Origin of the sequence: Pseudomonas fluorescens (assembly GCF_902497775.2) — a bacterium.
Taxonomy (GTDB): domain Bacteria; phylum Pseudomonadota; class Gammaproteobacteria; order Pseudomonadales; family Pseudomonadaceae; genus Aquipseudomonas; species Aquipseudomonas putida_F.
Map to the genome: position 1 here is coordinate 2,323,918 of NZ_OZ024668.1, position 19,501 is coordinate 2,343,418.

The following is a 19,501-nucleotide window of genomic DNA, read 5'->3' on the forward strand; positions in this document are numbered from 1 at the left end:
GGTGCGCTGCTTTCCTGTGTGCAGTCTCCGTGCACCTGGGCACTCATGTGCCAGAGGGAGGTATAGCCAAGCCCGGGGCAGAAACTGATATTGTTTTGCTATCAGTCGCGGGGCTCGTTCAAGCGATTCGCTTTAGCCCAGCGCCAAGTTGTTGTTGCAAAAGGATCAATCTGTATAGCCAGGAACACAGTTTTTTCGCTCAGCTGTACCTTGACCCCGACACGGTGTGCGCTGGAACCTTGTGGCTCCTGTCACCGGAGAGCCACCATGGACTTGTCCACCCTCGCGCTGTTCATCCCGGCCTGCTTTGCCCTGAACATGGCACCCGGCCCGAATAACCTGTTGTCACTGAACAATGCCAGCCGTTACGGCCTGCGTATTGCCTGTGTGGCAGGGATTGGCCGGTTGCTGGCCTTTGCCGGGATGATCGTGCTGGCAGCCATGGGCCTGGCGGTGGTGCTGCACACCAGCGAGTACCTGTTCCTGGCGGTCAAGGTGCTGGGCGCCGCCTACCTGTTCTATATCGCCTGGCAGTTGTGGCGGGCGCCGGTGGGCGAGGCGGCGGTGGTCAGCGAGCGCAGCCGTGGCGCCCTGCGTCTGGCGCGCCAGGAGTTTTGGGTGGCTGCGGGCAACCCCAAGGCGATTCTGATCTTCACCGCCTTCCTGCCGCAATTCATCAGCGTCGGTAGCCCGGTGCCGGTTGCCGAGCAGTTCGCCTGGCTGGGTGGCATGTTCCTGCTGCTGGAGTGGCTGGCGATTGCCATTTATGGCTGGCTGGGCGCCTACCTGCAGCGCTGGTTCAGCCAGCCCGGCCCACGGCGGGTGTTCAACAGGGTCAGTGCCACGCTGCTCAGTTGCGCCGGTGTCGGCTTGCTGGCAGCGCGGCGGGCTTAGTAGCTCAGGCGCACGCCGAGGTTGGCGCCGACCCGTTCCTGTTGGTGGGCGTCGATGTTGGTGCTGTAGTCGATGCCGAAGTGCACGCTGACGCTCTGGTTGATTTGCGCAACCAGGCCGGTGCCGACCTCCAGCGACGTGTAGCGGTAGTCGGTCTTGATCTGGTCGATGTCATCGAAGGTCAGCGTGTCGCGGCCGCCATCGCCGTGCCAGATGTTGGCTTGCAGGTAAGGCTGCAACGGCATGCCGGCAGACTTGAAGCTGCCCTCCAGGCGTACACCCAGGCGACCGGTCAGTTCAGTCTGGGCGTCGTAGCTGACATGGGCGACCTGGTCGTTGGCGCTGTCCAGCGAGACCTTCTGGGCGATGATCTGGGCCTGGGGCTCCAGGCTCCATTCAGGCGTCAGGGCAATCGGGTAGCCCGCTTCCAGCGACGCTGTCCAGGCATTCCCATCCAGATCGAGCTTGTCGCCCCGATCGGATTTGGCCCGGCCGTCCAGGTCCGAATACTGCACCACGGCATCGAGGTACCAGCGCTGCGGACCGATCAGGGTCCAGTAGGCGCCGACGCTGTCACTGTCGAGCTTCAGGTCACCCACGGCACTGTCCTCGATGCCCAGGGCAAAGCCTTTGACATCGCCGTTCAAGCGGCTGTGGCCGACATACAGGCCGACATGCTGGCGATAGCCATTGTCGTTTTGCCAGGCGTACAGGTCCTGGCCAACCTTGAAGCCATACAGGCTGCCATCCAGGCTGGGGGCGACGGTACCCGACCAGCTCTGGTGAAAACGGTTGCCATACGCTTGGCCCCAGCTGGCTGAAACCGCGCCGCTCTCGCTCAACAGCGTCTGGTCACCCTGACGTTGATGAAAGGTGCCCAGGGCCGAACGCGCCAGCAGCGCTGCCGCCCGTGGCGCTGCTGCATACACGGCGACTTCTGGACGGTAAAGCGGGATGCTCACGCCCGGCGTGGGTGGCGGCAAATCAGGCAAACCTGGGGCCGGCGCCGGAGTGGGGAGGGGGACCACGACCACCGGGGTTCCAGGATCAACAGGCGTACCTGGATCCACCGGGGTGCCAGGATCAACAGGCGTACCCGGGTCCGGGTTCCCTGGTTCTGGCTGCGGCAGCGGGGTGGGCGCTACTACGGTGGAGCGCAGGTACCAGCTATTGACACTATCGGCGGTCACTCCGCCTTTGAACAAACGGTAGTCAAACGCGCCGGCCGAAAGGGTCTGGGTCTGGACGAAGGCACTGTTGCTGCTGGTGGCTCCGTTGGCCGCCTCAACCACCTGGATGCCATTCTGGCTGGTCACGGCACCCGCGCCGCCGAAGTTGCTGATCTGCAGGTTGGTGGTGCCAGAAATCGTCCCTCGGCTGACGACCAGGCGATCGGATGCCGCGCCGTCGCCGGCCAACACGCTGTTGAGCTTGAGGGTGCCGCCGTTGCCGACATAGTTGCCGTTGATGGTCAGGCGTCCTTGGGCGTCGCCACCGCTGCTCAGGTCGATAAGCCCGCTGTTGTTGACGGTCAGCGGCTGGCCGGCGGTGAACGGGCTGATCGTGCCGGAGCGCGAGACCAGCGAGCTGCTGCTGTCGATGCTCAGGCTGGTGGGCGCCGTAACGACGCTGGCATCACCCAGGGTCAGGGTGTTGTCCAGCTTGAACAGGCTGGCGTTGATCAGGCTGACGGTTTCCCAGTTGATGTAGCGCTCGCCACCTACCGGCTGGCTGTTATCGAAAGTCAGGCGGTCGATGCCGGCACCGCCATTGACGGTGATGTTCAGTACCGCGCTGCCAAGGTCCTTGAGCACGGCTACGTCATCGTCACCGCCCATGTCGACGGTACCGCGAATATCCCCGCCCTGCCATTTGAGCGAGTCGTTGCCGAAGCTGGCGCGCAGGTCGCCTAGCAACTCGCCACCGGTAATCACGAACACATCCGTGCCGCCGCTGGTGCTGATGTTGCCGCCGATTTTACCGGCATTGAGAAATATCTGGTCGTTGCCAAAACCGGTGACCAGGTTGCCGACGATAGTGCCACCGGACATGCTGAAGATGTTGTTGTCGAGCTTCATGTCGACCCGGCCGATGCTGCCACCTGAAAAGAACGCCACGTCACCGTCTTCAAAGGCACCGATGATCTGCCCCGCCGACATATTGAACGTATCGCGGGCATCGCCCTGGGCCAGGGACTGCAGGGTCCCGCCGGTCATCAGGAAGTCATCGATCAACGGCGTCTGGACGACGGCACCGAGGGTATCGCCGGGCCCAACCACTAGGTTCTGGGCAATGGCGGTGAAAGGCAGGGCGCTGAGTACCGCGATAAGCGAGGTTCGCATCAGGCAGGCTCCATTTCCAAACAGGGTCTAACCACTGCAGATCCAGCTTCCCTGTGCGTGCTGGATGGGTTGTGCCTTGATGTATAGAGCAATCAGAAATATCGACAACTGACAAAAATGCTAGGTGGCGAATAGCCGCTACTGCCTTCGGGCGGCAAAAACAGTGAAGTCCTTATAGTGAAAGGGTCTGATTCAATTGGGAAATATGGCCTAGTCTTGGGGCTGAACCGGGCAGCACGGAACCGCTGTCCGCCACCTGCCAAGGAGATGTACCGATGCTCTCGACCCTGGAGTTGCGCAACATCATAGAAAGCAGTTTTCTACCCACCCGCTGCCAGTGCACCCTGGCCGCCGATCGTTCGCTGACCGTACGGGTGTTCGACCGCAGCTGTGAGCGGGTCGACCTGCTGGTCACCGGCATCAGTGCCGAGCAACTGACCAGCAGCCGGGCGATTTCCAACTTGATCGTCGGCCTGCGCAACGACCTTGACAACCTGCGTAATCAACGCGCGCAGCGGCGGCGCGACAGCCTTTAATCGCGGTAGAACACCTGTACCAGGTGATAGCCGAACTTGCTCTTGATCGGGCCGTGCACAGTGCGCAGCGGTTTCTTGAAAATCACCTGGTCGATGGCGCCGACCATCTGCCCCGGGCGCACTTCGCCCAGGTCGCCACCGCGCTTGCCGGACGGGCAAGTCGAATACTTCTTGGCCAGCACATCGAACGCCTCGCCCTTGGCGATGCGTTGCTTGAGCTGTTCGGCCTCTTCAGCGGTCTTGACCAGAATATGCCGGGCCTGTGCTTTCATCTCAACCTACCTTCGCAACGGGTAAAAACCGCGCATTATGCCTGATCGCGCAACTCTTGGCGGTCGCGAAATTGCTCGAGGGCCTCGGGGTTGGCCAGGGCGTCGGTGTTCTTCACCGGCTCCCCGTGCACTACGTTGCGGATCGCCAGCTCAACGATCTTGCCGCTGATAGTGCGCGGGATGTCGGTGACAGCAGCGATGATCGCCGGCACATGCCGTGGCGTGGTGTTGCTGCGGATCACCTGGCGAATACGCGCCTGCAAGGCGGCATCCAGCTGCAGGCCCTCACGCAGGCGCACGAACAGCACCACCCGCACATCGTTGTGCCAACGCTGGCCGATGGCGACGCTTTCGATGACCTCGGGGATTTTCTCGACCTGGCGATAGATTTCCGCGGTGCCGATGCGCACCCCGCCGGGGTTGAGCACTGCGTCCGAGCGGCCATGGATCAGCATGCCGCCATCGGCCAGCTCTTCGGCGTAGTCACCCTGGGCCCAGACCCCGGGGAACTGGCTGAAGTAAGCAGCATGAAAGCGCTCGCCTTGCGGGTCATTCCAGAAGCCCAAAGGGATCGCTGGAAAGTTGCGGGTGCAGACCAGCTCGCCTTTCTCGCCGATCAGCGCATGACCGTCGTCATCCCAGACCTCGACCGCCATACCCAGGCTCTTGCACTGGATCTGCCCGCGACGTACCGGCAACAGCGGGTTGCCTATGACGAAGCAGGAGACGATATCGGTACCGCCTGACATCGACGCCAGGCACAGGTCGCGCTTGAATTCGCGGTAGACGTAGTCGTAGCTTTGCGGCGACAACGGCGATCCGGTCGACAGCAGCAGCTTGAGTGAATCCAGGCGATGACTCAGGCGTGGCTGCAGGCCGGCCTGCTCAAGGGCTGCCAGGTACTTGGCGCTGGTGCCGAATGCCGTGATGCGCTCGCGGTCGATCAGCTCGAGCAGGCGTTCAGGGCCCGGATGAAACGGCGAGCCGTCGTACAGCACCAGGGTCGCGCCCACGGCAAGGCCGCTGGCCAGCCAGTTCCACATCATCCAGCCGCAGGTGGTGTAGTAGAACAGCACGTCATCGTCGCCCAGATCGTTGTGCAGGCCGTGCTCCTTGAGGTGCTGCAGCAACACGCCTCCGGCGCTGTGGACGATGCACTTGGGCACACCGGTGGTTCCGCTGGAATAGAGGATGTACAACGGGTGATTGAACGCCAGCGCGGTGAACTGTGGTTCGCCGCCGGGTTGGTAGAAGTCGTCCCACAGGCTGACGTGGGCCTGGCAGTTGAATTCGTCGGTGCCGGTGTGCGCGCGGGTGTAGGGCACCACCAGCAATTGTTGCAGCGTTGGCAGTTGCGCCAGTACCTGGTTGATCTTGTCGACCTGATCGATCGCGTTGCCGGCGTACTGGTAGCCGGCACAAACCATCAGCAGCTTTGGCTCGATCTGGCCGAAGCGGTCGATGATGCCGTGGGTGCCGAACTCGGGCGACGAGCACGACCAGATGGCCCCGAGGCTGGTGCAGGCGAGCATGGCCACCAGGGTTTGCCAGGTGTTGGGCATGCAGGCGGCAACCCGGTCGCCAGCGCCGATGCCGGCGGCTTTGAAGCTGCGTTGCAGGCCGGCTACCTGTGTGGCCAACTCGGCATGGCTGATGACCCGCCGCTCGCCGTCTTCGCGTACCACGATCAATGCCGGATGAGCATCACGGCGGCGCAGCAAGTGCTCGGCAAAGTTCAGGGTGGCGCCCGGGAACCAGCGCGCATCGGGCATTTGCGGGCCTTCGTCGAGCACCTGGGTGGCCGGCTGCTGCCAGCGAACCTGGAAATACTCGGCAAGGGTTTGCCAGAACGCTGCACGCTGGTCGATGCTCCAGCGATGCAAATCGGGGTAGTCGCTTAACGCAAGGCCAAACTGCTGATTGACCTGCCGGCGAAAGGCATCCATGCGACTTGCCTGAATACGCGCCTCGCTTGGGCGCCAGAGCACTTCGTTCATGCCTTCCTCCGGACTGTAGGAGCGCTTTATTCCACTGTAGCTTTTTTCACTTTGTTCGATGCCGACCAGACGCGGTAGCGCACTTCAACGCCTTCCGGCACATACACCACCACCGGTAGCTTGCTGTTGTAGCGCAGCATGAAGCCGTCGCCGACCACCGGCACGAAGGCCTGTTTTTTCTTGCCGTCCGGGCAGGCCATCAGGGTCGAGGCCGGGCCCGAGACTTTTTCCAGGCGGTAATAGCTGTAGCCCCAGCCTTGCAGGGTTTGTTCTTCCAGGCTGCCGCCCAGGTGCTGGCGGTTGCAGTCGACTTCCAGCTGTTTGCCAGCCAGCACTTCGAGCTTGTAGGCCGACTCGTCAGCCTGTTTTGGCAGGTGGATCACCTGGCGGGTAAAGCCTTTTTCGGCCTCGGGGTAGGGCGCCACATCCTTGAGGCTGGCGGCCTGTACCGAAGTACCGACTGCCAGGGTCAGGGTGAACAACGCAGTGAGGGAGAGTGGGCGCATAAGGCCTCCTTGCAGATAAAAAAACACGATGCCGCAGCCAGGGTCCAAGGCTGCCCGTCACTGGGCCAGCCAGCCGCCATCGATGTTCCAGGCAGCGCCACGAACCTGACTGCCAGCCTCGCTACAGAGGAACAATACCAGCTCACCCAGGTGTTCGGGAGTGACAAAGGCCAAAGATGGCTGCTTCTCGGCCAGCAGATCGTGTTGGGCCTGCTGCGGATCGGCCCCGTTGGCGGCACGGTCATCGATCTGTTTCTGCACCAGTGGCGTCAGCACCCAGCCCGGGCAGATGGCGTTGCAGGTGACATTGCTGGTGGCGGTTTCCAGCCCGACCACCTTGGTCAGGCCCACCACCCCGTGCTTGGCGGCAACGTAGGCGGCCTTGCCGGTAGAGCCGACCTGGCCGTGCACGGAGGCGATGTTGACGATCCGCCCCCAGTTGCGCGCACGCATGCCCGCCAGCACCAGGCGGGTGCCATGAAACACCGCCGAGAGATTGACGGCGATGATCGAGTCCCAGCGCTCCACGGGGAACTCTTCGACTGCCGCCACATGCTGGATGCCGGCATTGTTGACGAGAATATCGACGCCGCCGAACTCGCGCATCGCGTAGGCAAACAGGTCTTCGATCTGCGCCACGTCACTGAGGTCCGCCGGGTGATGGCCGACCCGGGTACCGTGGCGGGCGACTTCGGCAATGGCCGCGCTGGCATCGCCGAAGCCATTGAGGATCAGGTTGGCGCCGGCCTTGGCCAATACCTGGGCAATGCCCAGGCCGATGCCGCTGGTAGAGCCGGTGACTACTGCTGTCTTGCCGTTGAGACTCATGGGGTGCTCCTTAGACGATACCGGTGGCATAGAACGTAGCAATCACCACGAACACCGCCAGGGTCTTGATCAGGGTAATGCCAAAAATGTCCTTGTAGGCCTCACGGTGGGTCAGGCCGGTGACTGCCAGCAGGGTGATCACCGCGCCGTTGTGCGGCAGGGTGTCCATGCCGCCGCTGGCCATGGCAGCAACCCGGTGCAGCACTTCAAGGGGAATGTTCGCCGCGTTGGCGGCGGCAATGAAGCTGTCCGACATCGCTGCCAGAGCAATGCTCATGCCGCCGGAAGCGGAGCCGGTGATACCCGCCAGCAGGGTCACGGTAATCGCTTCGTTGACCAGCGGGTTGGGGATCGCGCGCAAGGCATCGGCCAGTACCAGAAAGCCCGGCAGCGAGGCGATCACGGCACCAAAGCCATACTCGGAGGCGGTGTTCATCGCTGCCAGCAAAGCGCCGCTGACCGCGCTTTTGCTGCCCTCGGCCAGGCGGCTCTTGATCGCGCCGAAGCCTGCCACCAGCACCAGCAGGATGCCCAGCAGCAAGGCCGCTTCTACCGCCCAGATTGCCGTGAGCTTGGCAATATCGGTCTGCACCGGCGTGCTCATACCCGGCAGGCTCAAGGTGTGGCTCTTGCCGTACCAGGCCGGAATCCAGTGGGTAAACAGCAAGTTCATCACCCCCACCAGCAGCAATGGCGACAGCGCCAGCAGCGGGTTGGGCAACTTGAGGTCGGCGGCGGTTTCCGGCTCGTTGCGCAATGCTGAGCCGTAACCTTCACCCGCGCGCTGGGCCTTGTTGCGCTGGCGTTGCAGGTAGAGCATGCCGGTGCAGAACACGAACAGGGTGCCGATCAGGCCCAGCCAAGGCGCGGCCCAGGCGGTGGTGTTGAAGAAGGTGCTGGGGATGATGTTCTGGATCTGCGGGGTGCCGGGCAGCGCATCCATGGTGAACGAGAACGCGCCCAGGGCGATGGTCGCTGGGATCAGGCGCTTGGGGATGTTGCTCTGGCGGAACATCTCGGCGGCAAACGGATACACCGCAAACACCACCACGAACAGCGACACGCCGCCATAAGTGAGCAGGGCGCAGACCAGCACGATCACCAGCATGGCCTGGCGTGTGCCGAGCAGGCGAATGGCGGCGGCGACGATCGAGCGTGAAAAGCCCGACAGTTCAATCAATTTGCCGAACACGGCGCCGAGCAGAAACACCGGGAAGTACAGCTTGATGAAGCCGACCATTTTTTCCATGAATACCCCGGTAAAGGCCGGGGCGACGGCGGAGGGGTCGGTCAGCAGCACCGCGCCAAGGGCGGCAATGGGGGCGAAGAGGATAACGCTATAACCACGGTAGGCAGCCAGCATCAGCAGCGTCAGGGCTGCCAGGGCGATGATTACACTCATCGAGTGTCTCCTTGGGTACATCTTGTTTTTGTGGGTGGGAAGGAGATAGCGGGAATCGTGCCAATTAGGTAAATATTTGATTTTGTTGTGTTTATTTTATTTTGATAGTGTGCATGTCTCTATATTGAGACTGGTGCTTTCGCGGGGCAAGCCCGCTCCTACAGGGACGCCGCCATCCCGGTGGGAGCGAGCTTGCCCCGCGAGGACTATCTCAAAAAGGAAACCCCGGTCTCTTTATTGAGACTTGATACCCAGCGCCACCAACTTCTTGTACAGCGTCGAGCGCCCCAACCCCAACTGCTGCGCCGCCTGCGGCACATTTCCGGCACACCGCACCAGGGTGTTTTCCAGCAACTGCCGCTCAAAATCGGCACACGCCTGTCGATAACTCAGTGGTGCAGCCTGGACCTGCAGTGGCGCCAGGTCGCCCAGCGCCGCCTGAACATCGCGCAGCCCCAGGCGCGGCTGATCGGCCAGCAAGGTTACCCGTTCCAGCACATTGCGCAGCTCGCGGATGTTGCCCGGCCAGGCATGCCGGGCGAGCAGCGCCTGGGCGTCATTGTCCAGCTCGTGCTGGCTCCCCAACTCTTCCAGAATCGCCTCGCTCAGTGCCGGCAAATCCTCCAGGCGTTCGCGCAACGGTGGTACCTGAATCGGCAGCACGTTCAAGCGGTAAAACAGATCGGCGCGAAACTCGCCACGGGCCATGGCCGCCTGCAGGTCAGTGGAGGTCGCGGCAATGATCCGCACATCGCTCTGGATCATCTGGTTGGAGCCGACCGGCTCGTATTCCTTCTCCTGCAGTACCCTCAGCAGTTTGCTCTGCAGTGGCAACGGCATGTCACCGATCTCATCGAGGAACAGCGTACCGCCCTCGGCAATCTGCAATTTACCCGGGCGGCCCTTGCGCTCGGCGCCGGTAAAGGCACCTGGGGCGGTACCGAAGAATTCGGCTTCGAGCAGGGTTTCCGGGATTGCCGCACTGTTGATGCTGACAAACGCCTTGTGTGCCCGCGGCGAGGCGGCATGGATGGCATGGGCCAGCAACTCTTTGCCGGTGCCGGTTTCACCCAGCAGCAACACCGGTGAGTCACTGCTGGCGCCACGCCGGGCGCGGCGCTTGACCTCAAGGCTGGCGACGCTGGTGCCGATGAACTGGGCAAAGCTGTACTTGGCCTGGCGGGCGCGCAACAACGAGCGGGTCGAGGCCAGCTCCTGCTGCATGCTGGCGTAGCGCTTGAGCAGCGGCGAAAGGCTGCGCAGCTCATCGAACAGGGCGAAACCGATGGCGCCAATCAGCTTGCCGGCAGCGTCGTGCACCGGCAGGCGCATGACCACCAGCGGCTCCTTGGGGGTGTCGAGCATGTCCAGCAAAATGGGACGGCCATTGCTCACCACCTCGCGCATCAGGCTGCCGGGAATGACGCTCTCGCACGGTTGGCCGATAGCGCTGCTGGCGTCTTCAAGGCCAAAGCGCCGGGCATAGCGCTCGTTCATCCAGACGATGCGCGCATCACGGTCGACGATGATCGTACCCTCGCTGGACTGCTCGATGATCTCGAACAGCGAACGAATCGCCAGCAGGCGCACCTGCTGATAATCCTTGAGGCTGTCACTGTCCTGCATGGGCCGCTCCGCCGGGGGTAAAGGCTGCGATTATGCCCGTGGATCGAAGGCTTCGCGCAAGGCATCGCCAATGAACACCAGCAGCGAGAGGATCAACGCCAGGGCAAAGAAGGCGGTAAAGCCCAGCCACGGCGCCTGTAAATGCTGCTTGCCCTGGGTCACCAGCTCGCCCAGCGATGCACTGCCGGCCGGCATGCCGAAACCGAGAAAATCCAGGGCAGTGAGGGTGGTGATGGCGCCGGTCAGGATGAACGGCAGATAGGTGAGGGTGGCGTTCATCGCGTTGGGCAGGATGTGCCGCAGGATCACCCAGCGGTCCGGCAGGCCCAGGGCGCGGGCGGCCAGCACGTACTCGAGGTTGCGCCCACGAAGAAACTCGGCGCGCACCACGTCCACCAGCGCCAGCCATGAAAACAGCGCCATGATCCCCAGCAGCCACCAGAAATTCGGCTCGACAAAACCGCTGAGGATGATCAGCAGGTACAGCACCGGCAAGCCCGACCAGACTTCCAGCAGACGCTGGCCAATCAGGTCGACCCAACCGCCGTGATAGCCCTGCAGGGCGCCCGCCGTTATACCGATCACCGTGCTGATCAGCGTGAGGGCCAGGGCAAATAGAATCGACACCCGGGTGCCATACAGCACCCGCGCCAGTACATCACGGGCCTGATCGTCGGTGCCCAGCCAGTTTGCCGCTGACGGCGGGCTGGGGGCGGGCACCAGCAGATCGTAGTTCGGCGTATCGGCACCAAAGGGCACCGGGGCAAACAGCATCCAACCGTTCTGGCCCTCGATCAGTTGGCGTACGTACTGGCTGCGATAATCCGGCTGAAATGGCAACTGGCCGCCAAATTGCTGTTCGCTGTAGCGTTTGAAGGCCGGGAAATACAGCTGGCCCTGATAGCCCAGCAACAACGGCTTGTCGTTGGCCACCAGCTCGGCGCCCAGGCTCACCAGCAACAACAGGCCAAACAGCCACAACGAAATCCACCCGCGACGATTGCGCCGAAAGCGCTGCAGGCGCCTGCGCGATACCGGCGACAGGCTGAACATCAGTGCGCCCTCGTGGCAAAGTCGATGCGCGGGTCGACCAGGGTGTAGCACAGGTCACCGATCAGCCGTACCAGCAAGCCGAACAGGGTAAAGATGAACAGCGAGCCGAACACCACCGGATAATCCCGCGACACTGCCGCCTCGTAGCTCATGCGTCCCAGGCCATCGAGGGAGAAGATCACTTCGATCAGCAGGGAGCCGGCGAAAAATACGCTGATCAGCGCCTGGGGAATGCCGGCCACCACCAGCAGGATGGCATTGCGAAACACATGCCCGTACAGCACCCGCTGCTCGCTCAGGCCCTTGGCCCGGGCGGTGATCACGTACTGGCGGGTGATCTCGTTGAGAAAGGCATTCTTGGTCAGCAGGGTCAGGGTGGCAAAGCCGCCAATGACCAGTGCGCCCACCGGCAACACCAGGTGCCAGAAGTAGTCGGCGATCTTGCCCAGCAGGCTGAGCTGGTCGAAGTCTTCCGAAACCAGCCCGCGCACCGGAAACCAGTTCAGCGAGGTGCCGCCGGCAAACAGCACGATCAGCAGCAGGGCAAACAGGAACGAGGGCAGGGCATAGCCAATGACGATCAGGCTGCTGCTCCAGGCATCGAACGCCGTGCCGTGGCGCACTGCCTTGCGAATCCCCAAAGGGATCGACACCAGGTAGGTGATCAACGTAGCCCAGAAGCCCAGCGACAAGGTCACCGGCATTTTCTCCAGGATCAGGTCGGTAACCTTGGCGCCGCGAAAAAAGCTCGAACCAAAGTCCAGCCGGGCGTATTGAGTGAGCATCAGCCACAGGCGTTCGGGCGCCGATTTGTCGAAGCCGTACTGACGCTTGATGTCTTCCAGCAGCTTGGGGTCCAGGCCACGGCTGGCGCGCGAGCTGGCGTGCAGGGTTTCGACACTGGCCCCGGGGGCACCGCCGCCGATGCCCTGCAGGCGCGCCACCGCTTGCTCCACTGGCCCGCCCGGGGCGGCCTGGATGATCACGAAATTGACCAGCAGGATGATCAGCAAGGTCGGGATGATCAGCAGCAGGCGGCGCAGGATATAGCCAATCATGGCCGGTTCCCCAGGCGCTCGGCCATCTGCGCGTTGGTCAGTGGCGTCGGGCTGACTTGCCACCAGCTGTCCAGGCCTTCGTCGTTGCTCGGCTGTACCTTGGGCAGGCCGAAGCGGTTCCACCACACCGTCGAGCTGCCTGGCGGGTAGTAGTTGGGGATCCAGTAGTAGTTCCAGCTCAGCACCCGGTCCAGAGCATGGGCGTAACGGAGCATTGCGGCTTTGGTCTCGGCCTTGACCAGGCCGTCGAGCAGGCGATCCACGGCCGGGTCGCGCAGCACCATGTAGTTGTTCGAACCGGGGTCGCTGGCCGCCGCCGAACCAAAATAATTGTACAGCTCAAGCCCTGGCGACGGCGACACCGGGTAGCCGGTGACGATCAGATCATAGTCGCGGGCCATCAACCGGTTGACGTACTGCGAGGCGTCGATGCGGCGGATTTCCAGGGTGATGCCGATCTGTGCCAGGTTGCGCTTCCATGGCAGCAGCAGGCGTTCGAAGCCGGCCTGGCCATTGAGGAAGGTGAAGGTCAGTGGCTCGCCCTGGGCGTTGACCAGTTGGTCGCCCTGGGGTTTCCAGCCTGCCGCCTCGAGCAGTGCCAGGGCTTGCAGTTGTTTGTCGCGGATCAGCCCCGAACCATCGGTGCGCGGTGCGTCAAACACCTGGCTGAAGACCTCGTCGGGCACCTGCCCGCGCAACGGTTCGAGCAGCTGCAGCTCCTGTGTATCGGGCAAGCTGCGCGCAGCCAGGTCACTGTTGGCAAAAAAGCTCTGCTGGCGAATGTACAGGTTGCGCATCATCTGCCGGTTGCTCCACTCGAAATCCCACAACAGGGCCAGCGCCTGGCGCACCCGACGGTCCTTGAACACCGGGCGCTGCAGGTTGAAGACAAAACCCTGAGCGGTCTGCGGCGCGTCCTTGGCCAAGTGCGCGCGCTGCAGGCGGCCATCGTCGAGGGCGGGGCTGGCGTAGCCGAGGGTATAGGCGGTGGCGGAAAATTCGCGGTTGTAGTCGAAGCCGCCGCCGCGCAGCACCTGACGCGCCACCTCGGTGTCGCCGAAGTACTCGATGCGCAGCTGGTCGAAATTGTAGCGGCCGCGATTGACCGGCAGCTCTCGGCCCCACCAGTTTTTGTCGCGCTCGAAGGTGATGCTGCGGCCGTTGTCAATCCGCCCGACCTTGTACGGGCCACTGCCCAACGGTGCCTCGAAGCCTGCGCCATTGGCGAAGTCGCGGTCTTGCCACCAGTGCTCGGGCAGCACTGGCAAGGTTGCCAGGTCCAGGGGCAGGGTGCGGTTCTGGTTGCTTTTGAAGTGAAAGATGATCTGCCGAGGGTTCTCGACCCTGACCTCGCTGACATCGGCGAACTGGGTGCGGTATTTGAGATTGCCGGCGCGCATGAACAGCTCGAAGGTGTAGCGCACATCTTCGGCGCGGATCGGCTGGCCATCGGCGAAGCGCGCTCGCGGGTCAAGATAGAAGCGCAGCCACAACCCTTCGGGATCGCGTTCAAGTTTCTGCGCGACCAGCCCATACACCGTATAGGGCTCATCCTGCGAGCGCACCGCCAGCGGCGAATACAGCCAGCCATCGACCTCGGTAACACCGACACCCTTGTCGATATAGGGAATGATGTGGTCGAACTGGCCGATCTCGATGGCCGAGCGGCGCAACAGGCCGCCCTTGGGGGCGTTTGGGTTGCTGTAGGCGAAGTGCTGGAAGCCGGCAGCGTAGCGCGGCGCTTCGCCATAAACCGTCAGGGCGTGGCTGGCAGCTGACAGCGCCGGGTGCGGCCAGCCGATGCTCAGGAGAAATGCCAGCACGATGCCGTGACCGATACGCAAACGCCTGCCTGCCTGTGGGAGTCTGGAGGGTGTCTTGAGCTTAGCAGTTCGGCGCCACCTGGTATTTTTGTCAGTATCGCCCGTGCTGCGACTGCTATTAACTGGGTGTCCCTCTCCCTTGTAGAAGGACACCGGTCATGACCCTTGCAGAACCCTTCGACCCCCTGCTATCCGGGCCAAACCAGCCACGCTGGCTAAGCCGCCCGCGCTTTCCCCTTGGTGAGCGTATACCGGTGATTGTCACTGACGAGTCGGGGCAGGAGGTTCCAGGCGACGCCGGGATCAACCTGGCGCAAAGCGAGTCATTGGCCGGGGTGGTGGTGGCCGTCGAGCCGTGGCTCGGTCAGCAGGCCGGGCAGCGGGTCGATCTGTACTGGGCCGGCGAGCAGGTTGCCTGCGACTGTGTAACGGTTGTCGGTAGCACGCTATTCCTGCAGGTGCCTGCTGAACATCTGCCCGGGCAAGGCGCAGCCAGTATCGCCGTGTTCTATCGGGTGCACTTGAGCGCCAATGATGTCGAGGACTCCGAGCCGGCCCGCATCCTGCTCAAACTCAACCGTCCCGGCGGCAAGGACCGCGACGCCAGCCAGCCGGGGCATCAGGGGCTGCCTGTGGCCAGCTTGCCGCCAGCGCTGATCGAGCACGGGGTGGACGGTGCTGCGGCCGCGGCGGGCGTGCCCGTGACTATCGACGGCTACGAAAACCTGCGCGTGCGCGACCGGATCGAACTGCGCTGGGGCAATCAGCAGGTTTTGCATACTGTCACCCAGGCGCAGGCCGCCGACAAGCGTGTCGTGCTCACGGTCAATGAACAACAGATTCTCGATGCTGGCGACAGCGACAGCCTGCGCCTGGACTATCGGGTCAGTGACGAGGTGCGCAACGACTCCCAGGACGCTGACCTGCTGCCCTGGTCGGCGCCTAGCCAGGCTTTTGAAGTGTATGCCAGCAATTCCTCGCTACCGGCGGCCTATGTGCTGGTCAACGACCAGTATGTCGAGCAGATCGAATTGCTGGCCGTCGGCGCAGGCGATGCCTGGGTGGAAGTGGCGACCTACCCGGCGGATTTCGCCCCTGGGCAATGGCTGCGCATGCTTTGGCGCGGCACCACCGAAGACGGGCGCGTGGTGGATATCGAAGAGAGCCGTGAGTTGAGCCGGGTGCCGGGTACCGAACGGTTCAGGATTGCCAATGACAAGCTGCTCGAACTGGCTGGCGGCACTGCGCGTGTCAGCTACGAAGTGAGCGCAGTGCCGGATGACCCGAATGCCCGCGGCTCGCGGCGTCGGACCTTGTCGGTGCTTGGTGTGCCGCTGTGCGCATGGCACGCGCCGCGGGTACCCGCGGCGGTCAATGGCAATGTTGCCGCTGACGCCGGCGAGCTTGAGGTCGAAATTGACCTGCTCCGGGGATGCCCGTTGGGCCTGAGGTTGACGCTGGTGTGCAGTGCAATTTTGGCTAACCAGCAGCGGGTGGTGCTGATCCGCAGCCATCAGCTGAGCAGGCGCGAGTTGCGGCGCGGCACGCTGAGCTTTTCACTCCCGGCGGCGCTGCTAAAAATGCTGGCACACCAGCGGCTGCGCGTTTCTCTATTGATCGAAGGCAAAGAGGGCCCGACCATGGAACTGCAGGTTGAAGCTTTGCAAGACGCTTACGCCGCCGCGCAGGTCGAACAGTTGCGCGACGGCTTGCTGGACCCCGCCGAGCTGGGCGGTCAAGGCGCGACCCTGGTGATTGCGCCTGACTCGCGGTTCAGCGTGGGGGACCCGGTGATGTTTTTTTGGCGCAGCACAGAGCCTGGCGGCAGTGCGGCGGATACCAGTGCGATCAGCAGCCTGACCCGGCCCTTGAAGTTCGACGTGCCACGCGATGTGGTCCAAGCGGGCAGCGGCGGTACGGTGAGCCTCATTTACCAGGTTACCCCGGCAAACGGTGAGCTCGGTGTCTCCGAGCCGCTGGCGTTTTCAGTCGGACCACGTGCAGCGACCCGCAAGCAATCGGTATCCCGTGGTGATGAGGTGCAACCATGACCCGCGCCGAAGCCCCGTTTGCCCTGCGCGCACAACGTCAGAGCCTGTCGCCGCGCAACCTGGCGCGCCTGCGGATTCCGCTGGGTGACCTGATCGACGTGCTGGTCGAGGATGACAACGGCGAGTGGGTACCTGGCGATGCCGGGGTCAACCTGGCCCTGAGCGACGACCCTCGCGGCCTGGTCGTGGGGATCGCGCTGTGGGCCGGTGCGCAAGCCTTCGAAGAGATCGATGTGGACTGGGGCGGTAGCCTGGCGGTAAGCCATTTCCTCTCGCCCGCCGAGCTCGATGCGCCGGAAGGCATCCTGTACCTGCGGGTGCCGCTGCGGCGCCTGCAGGACGGTCAGGCCGAGGTGTCGTATACGGTCTGGCACCTGGACGGCAACTCGTCCGAGTCCGCGGCCATTCGCGTGCTGGTCAAACGCACCCGTCCGGGCGGCCGTGACAATGACGCTGAAGAGCCAGGGCACCAGGGCCTGGTGCCGGCGGGGTTGGCGGATGAGCTGATCGACAACGGCATTGGGCCAATCGAAGCCGCCGCCGGCGTCGAGGTATCGATTGCCGCCTACGAGCACATGCGCGTGCGCGACCGCATCGAATTGGACTGGGGCGGGGAGCCCCTGGTGCATGTGCTTGCAGCGCAGGAAGTGGGCCGGGACCTGACCTTGAAGGTCGACGAAGCGTTGATCCTCGCTGCTGGCGATGGCGAGATCAAGATGGCCTGGAAAGTCACCGACGAGGTACTCAACCGTTCGCGCGATGCCGATGAGCGGCCATGGTCAGCCTCGACCACGGTCGAGGTCTATGCCAGTGATGCGCAGCTGTACCCACCGTACGTGAAGATCCGTGACGAGTACGTGGACGAAGTCATTGACCTCAACGAGCTCGACCTGGACGACGTCACCGTTGAGGTGTTCACCGATCCGCATCATTTCGCCGAAGGCAACTGGGTCGAGCTGTTCTGGAACGGTTTCACCGTCGAGGGTGAACGGGTTCAGCACCGCCAGCAGCGCCAGGTCGAGCGGGTGCCCGGCGCGGTCACCTTTATGGTGCCCAATGGCCAGGCGCAAGTGCTCGGCGGTGGAGGCCGGGTAGTGCTCTATTACCAGGTCAAGGCCGGCGAAACCACGCCGCCGCTGCACAGCTCGCAACGCACCACCCGGCGCATTGAAGGCGAAGGCGCCGGCGTCGGCTTGCGCGCGCCGACAGTGCTTGAAGCACAAGGCGGGCATCTCGACCCGACGCTTGCCGAGGCGACGATCCGGGTCGCGGCCTACCCGGGTATCAACATTGGCGATGTGCTGACCGTGGTCTTCAGTGGCACCCGCGCCGATGGCGGCGAGGTGTACTTCGATAACACGCGCAACGTCACCAGCGGGCAGATCGAGCGGGGCGAGATTTTGCGCGGTCTACCTGGCGAGTACATCGCCGCCCTCGATGGCCGGCGTGCCGAGGTCTACTACCTGGTCAATGGGCGGCGGTCCGAGACCCTCGGGTTGGTCATCGGCGAGCTGCAGGCCACCCTGCAGGCGCCGACAGTACAGGAGGTGGCAGAAGGTGTACTGGACCCGGCGGCCGTCGGCCCCCAGGGGGCGAGCCTGAAGATTCCTCTGTACGAAGGCATCGCGCTCGGCGACCGGGTGACTTATCTGTGGCGCGGCAGTGAGGCCGATGGCAGCACCAGCGATCAGAGCGAGATCACCAGCCTGAGCGAGCCGTTGGTGTTCGATGTGCCGAAAGTGTTCGTTGAGGCCAACCTCAATGGCAGTGTCGAGGTGAGCTACAGCGTTGAGCGTGACGGGCATCCGGGGCAGGTGTCGCGGGTGTTTTCCTTCCGGGTCGGGGTACTGGCACTAGAGCTGGGCGCGCCCAAGGTGCTTGAGGCCCCCGACGCTACCCTGGATCCGCTCGATGCCGTAGAGGGCGCGACTGTCGAGGTCAGCTATGCCGGCATGGCCGAAAGCGACCAGATCATATTGCACTGGCGCGGCACGGCGATTGCTGGTTCGGTTGAGTTGGGACCATTTGCGGGTGACGCCAGTGGTACGTTGCTGATTGATATCGAGGCGGCGTTGGTGGGGGCGAACATCGGGCCGGCGGATACCACGGTGCAGGTCAGTTACAGCGTAGAACGTAGCGGACAGGAGCTGGCAGAGTCGCCCGTATTGTCGTTGATCATTCGGACTTTGACAGGGCTTTCGAGCCCCACGTTGCCACAGGCTGGAAATGGGGTGCTTAATCTTCCGCTGATTTCAGGAAACCCTAATTTTCGAGCGGAGTCTTGGGATTTTATAAAAGAAGGCCAACGCGTATGGTTAACAGTTCATGGTACTAAAACGAACAATACATCCGAGAGTTTTAGACTTTGGACCGCGCATGTGCTGACCGAAACTCAAGCGTTGACACGGTCTATACCGCGAGATGTCCTGCAGCAACTGAAGCATGGCAGTAAATTTACAGTGGAATTGAAAGTTTCATTTGACAGAGATACTGATGAGCGTCGTGCAGTGATGTTTCCAATGCTTGAACTGGAACTCAGAAATGCCTTCACAGTTGACAGCTCTGTTGCCCGGATTCAGGCACCAGCGGACTTCTACTTTCTTAGCGGTGAAGTTCCTGTGAATGTACCGCCGCAGGCTCAACTCATCAGACGCGCCACAGGGGGAATGCCAGCCTACTCTTACTCCAGTTCAACTCCCTCGATTGCATATGTCCCCTTCGTCAGTGATGGTGTGGTCTATATGAGAGACAGAGGTGAATCATCTATTACCATTCGTGATAGAACTGGAGCGCAGTTGAGTTACGTCGTAACGTGTTCGGGAGGCGTGAGGATTACAACCCACGGAGCTAACATGAGTTGGAGTCGTGCAATAGAAATAGCGGCTGAAGAAGGCTGGCGCCTGCCAACACGTGCGGAGTATTCCCGATTGTGGGAGCGTTGTGGACGGAGCGGGCTTGTAGGTACGTTTTGGCAGTCCAGTTGCTGGACGAGTGAAGCAGTTAACTCGACCCAAGCGTGGATCTTTGACAATAGAACAGGTCAGAGTTCGGTATCCTCCAAGCAGACTGCTAATGTCGCTGCATATGTAAGGTAACTGGAAGGCCGGCCCATT

Annotated in this window: 14 protein-coding genes; 4 read left to right on the plus strand and 10 right to left on the minus strand. The window is 62.6% G+C overall.

The window, feature by feature from the left end; all coding sequences use genetic code 11:
* Nucleotides 1–267: 267 nt before the first annotated feature.
* Nucleotides 268–894: a LysE family translocator gene (locus F8N82_RS10660; RefSeq protein WP_038995236.1), complete on the plus strand. Its 627-nt coding sequence runs from the start codon at nt 268–270 to the stop codon at nt 892–894.
* Here F8N82_RS10660 and F8N82_RS10665 read toward each other — a convergent pair.
* Nucleotides 891–3,236, minus strand: a complete 2,346-nt coding sequence (locus F8N82_RS10665; RefSeq protein ID WP_038995237.1) for an autotransporter outer membrane beta-barrel domain-containing protein — start codon at nt 3,234–3,236, stop codon at nt 891–893. The genes F8N82_RS10660 and F8N82_RS10665 overlap by 4 nt on opposite strands.
* Nucleotides 3,237–3,511: 275 nt before the next feature.
* Between F8N82_RS10665 and F8N82_RS10670 the strand changes: the two genes are divergently transcribed.
* Complete coding sequence (locus tag F8N82_RS10670) at nt 3,512–3,772, plus strand: DUF1652 domain-containing protein (protein ID WP_038995238.1); 261 nt, start codon at nt 3,512–3,514, stop codon at nt 3,770–3,772.
* On the opposite strand, the gene F8N82_RS10675 is transcribed toward F8N82_RS10670, so the two are convergent.
* The 9 genes from F8N82_RS10675 to F8N82_RS10715 form a co-directional block, all read right to left on the minus strand.
* Complete coding sequence (locus F8N82_RS10675; RefSeq protein ID WP_007932676.1) at nt 3,769–4,044, minus strand: peptidylprolyl isomerase; 276 nt, start codon at nt 4,042–4,044, stop codon at nt 3,769–3,771. The genes F8N82_RS10670 and F8N82_RS10675 overlap by 4 nt on opposite strands.
* Nucleotides 4,045–4,079: 35 nt before the next feature.
* Nucleotides 4,080–6,041 carry an acetoacetate--CoA ligase gene (locus F8N82_RS10680; protein WP_038995241.1) on the minus strand — a complete coding sequence of 654 codons (1,962 nt, stop codon included), beginning with the start codon at nt 6,039–6,041 and terminating at the stop codon, nt 4,080–4,082.
* Nucleotides 6,042–6,067: 26 nt separating this feature from the next.
* Entirely contained in the window at nt 6,068–6,547 is a 480-nt protein-coding gene (gene eco, locus F8N82_RS10685; protein ID WP_038995242.1) for a serine protease inhibitor ecotin, read from the minus strand.
* Between the two features lie 57 nt (nt 6,548–6,604).
* Nucleotides 6,605–7,375, minus strand: coding sequence for a 3-hydroxybutyrate dehydrogenase (gene hbdH / locus F8N82_RS10690; protein ID WP_038995243.1), 771 nt, complete (start codon nt 7,373–7,375; stop codon nt 6,605–6,607).
* Between the two features lie 10 nt (nt 7,376–7,385).
* Nucleotides 7,386–8,777 carry a GntP family permease gene (locus tag F8N82_RS10695; RefSeq protein ID WP_038995244.1) on the minus strand — a complete coding sequence of 464 codons (1,392 nt, stop codon included), beginning with the start codon at nt 8,775–8,777 and terminating at the stop codon, nt 7,386–7,388.
* Nucleotides 8,778–9,011: 234 nt separating this feature from the next.
* Nucleotides 9,012–10,403, minus strand: a complete 1,392-nt coding sequence (locus F8N82_RS10700) for a sigma-54 interaction domain-containing protein (protein ID WP_038995245.1) — start codon at nt 10,401–10,403, stop codon at nt 9,012–9,014.
* A 30-nt stretch (nt 10,404–10,433) separates the two neighbouring features.
* Complete coding sequence (locus F8N82_RS10705; RefSeq protein WP_038995247.1) at nt 10,434–11,456, minus strand: ABC transporter permease; 1,023 nt, start codon at nt 11,454–11,456, stop codon at nt 10,434–10,436.
* Nucleotides 11,456–12,514: a microcin C ABC transporter permease YejB gene (locus tag F8N82_RS10710; RefSeq protein ID WP_038995248.1), complete on the minus strand. Its 1,059-nt coding sequence runs from the start codon at nt 12,512–12,514 to the stop codon at nt 11,456–11,458. Before F8N82_RS10710 ends, F8N82_RS10705 begins: the two co-directional genes overlap by 1 nt.
* A complete protein-coding gene (locus F8N82_RS10715; RefSeq protein WP_224793830.1) occupies nt 12,511–14,337 on the minus strand; it encodes an extracellular solute-binding protein in 1,827 nt (608 codons plus the stop codon). The genes F8N82_RS10710 and F8N82_RS10715 overlap by 4 nt, the downstream gene beginning before the upstream one ends.
* A gap of 158 nt (nt 14,338–14,495) precedes the next feature.
* Here F8N82_RS10715 and F8N82_RS10720 point away from each other — a divergent pair, with 158 nt between their 5' ends.
* Entirely contained in the window at nt 14,496–16,388 is a 1,893-nt protein-coding gene (locus F8N82_RS10720) for a hypothetical protein (protein WP_038995249.1), read from the plus strand.
* Entirely contained in the window at nt 16,385–19,483 is a 3,099-nt protein-coding gene (locus F8N82_RS10725) for a DUF1566 domain-containing protein (protein WP_038995250.1), read from the plus strand. Before F8N82_RS10720 ends, F8N82_RS10725 begins: the two co-directional genes overlap by 4 nt.
* Nucleotides 19,484–19,501 lie beyond the last annotated feature (18 nt).

Excerpts from the sequence above, each read along its gene's own strand:
- F8N82_RS10660 (WP_038995236.1), top strand. The coding sequence starts at position 268 with ATGGACTTGTCCACCCTCGCGCTGTTCATCCCGGCCTGCTTTGCCCTG.
- F8N82_RS10665 (WP_038995237.1), bottom strand. The coding sequence starts at position 3,236 with ATGCGAACCTCGCTTATCGCGGTACTCAGCGCCCTGCCTTTCACCGCC.
- F8N82_RS10670 (WP_038995238.1), top strand. The coding sequence starts at position 3,512 with ATGCTCTCGACCCTGGAGTTGCGCAACATCATAGAAAGCAGTTTTCTA.
- F8N82_RS10675 (WP_007932676.1), bottom strand. The coding sequence starts at position 4,044 with ATGAAAGCACAGGCCCGGCATATTCTGGTCAAGACCGCTGAAGAGGCC.
- F8N82_RS10680 (WP_038995241.1), bottom strand. The coding sequence starts at position 6,041 with ATGAACGAAGTGCTCTGGCGCCCAAGCGAGGCGCGTATTCAGGCAAGT.
- eco (WP_038995242.1), bottom strand. The coding sequence starts at position 6,547 with ATGCGCCCACTCTCCCTCACTGCGTTGTTCACCCTGACCCTGGCAGTC.
- hbdH (WP_038995243.1), bottom strand. The coding sequence starts at position 7,375 with ATGAGTCTCAACGGCAAGACAGCAGTAGTCACCGGCTCTACCAGCGGC.
- F8N82_RS10695 (WP_038995244.1), bottom strand. The coding sequence starts at position 8,777 with ATGAGTGTAATCATCGCCCTGGCAGCCCTGACGCTGCTGATGCTGGCT.
- F8N82_RS10700 (WP_038995245.1), bottom strand. The coding sequence starts at position 10,403 with ATGCAGGACAGTGACAGCCTCAAGGATTATCAGCAGGTGCGCCTGCTG.
- F8N82_RS10705 (WP_038995247.1), bottom strand. The coding sequence starts at position 11,456 with ATGTTCAGCCTGTCGCCGGTATCGCGCAGGCGCCTGCAGCGCTTTCGG.
- F8N82_RS10710 (WP_038995248.1), bottom strand. The coding sequence starts at position 12,514 with ATGATTGGCTATATCCTGCGCCGCCTGCTGCTGATCATCCCGACCTTG.
- F8N82_RS10720 (WP_038995249.1), top strand. The coding sequence starts at position 14,496 with ATGACCCTTGCAGAACCCTTCGACCCCCTGCTATCCGGGCCAAACCAG.
- F8N82_RS10725 (WP_038995250.1), top strand. The coding sequence starts at position 16,385 with ATGACCCGCGCCGAAGCCCCGTTTGCCCTGCGCGCACAACGTCAGAGC.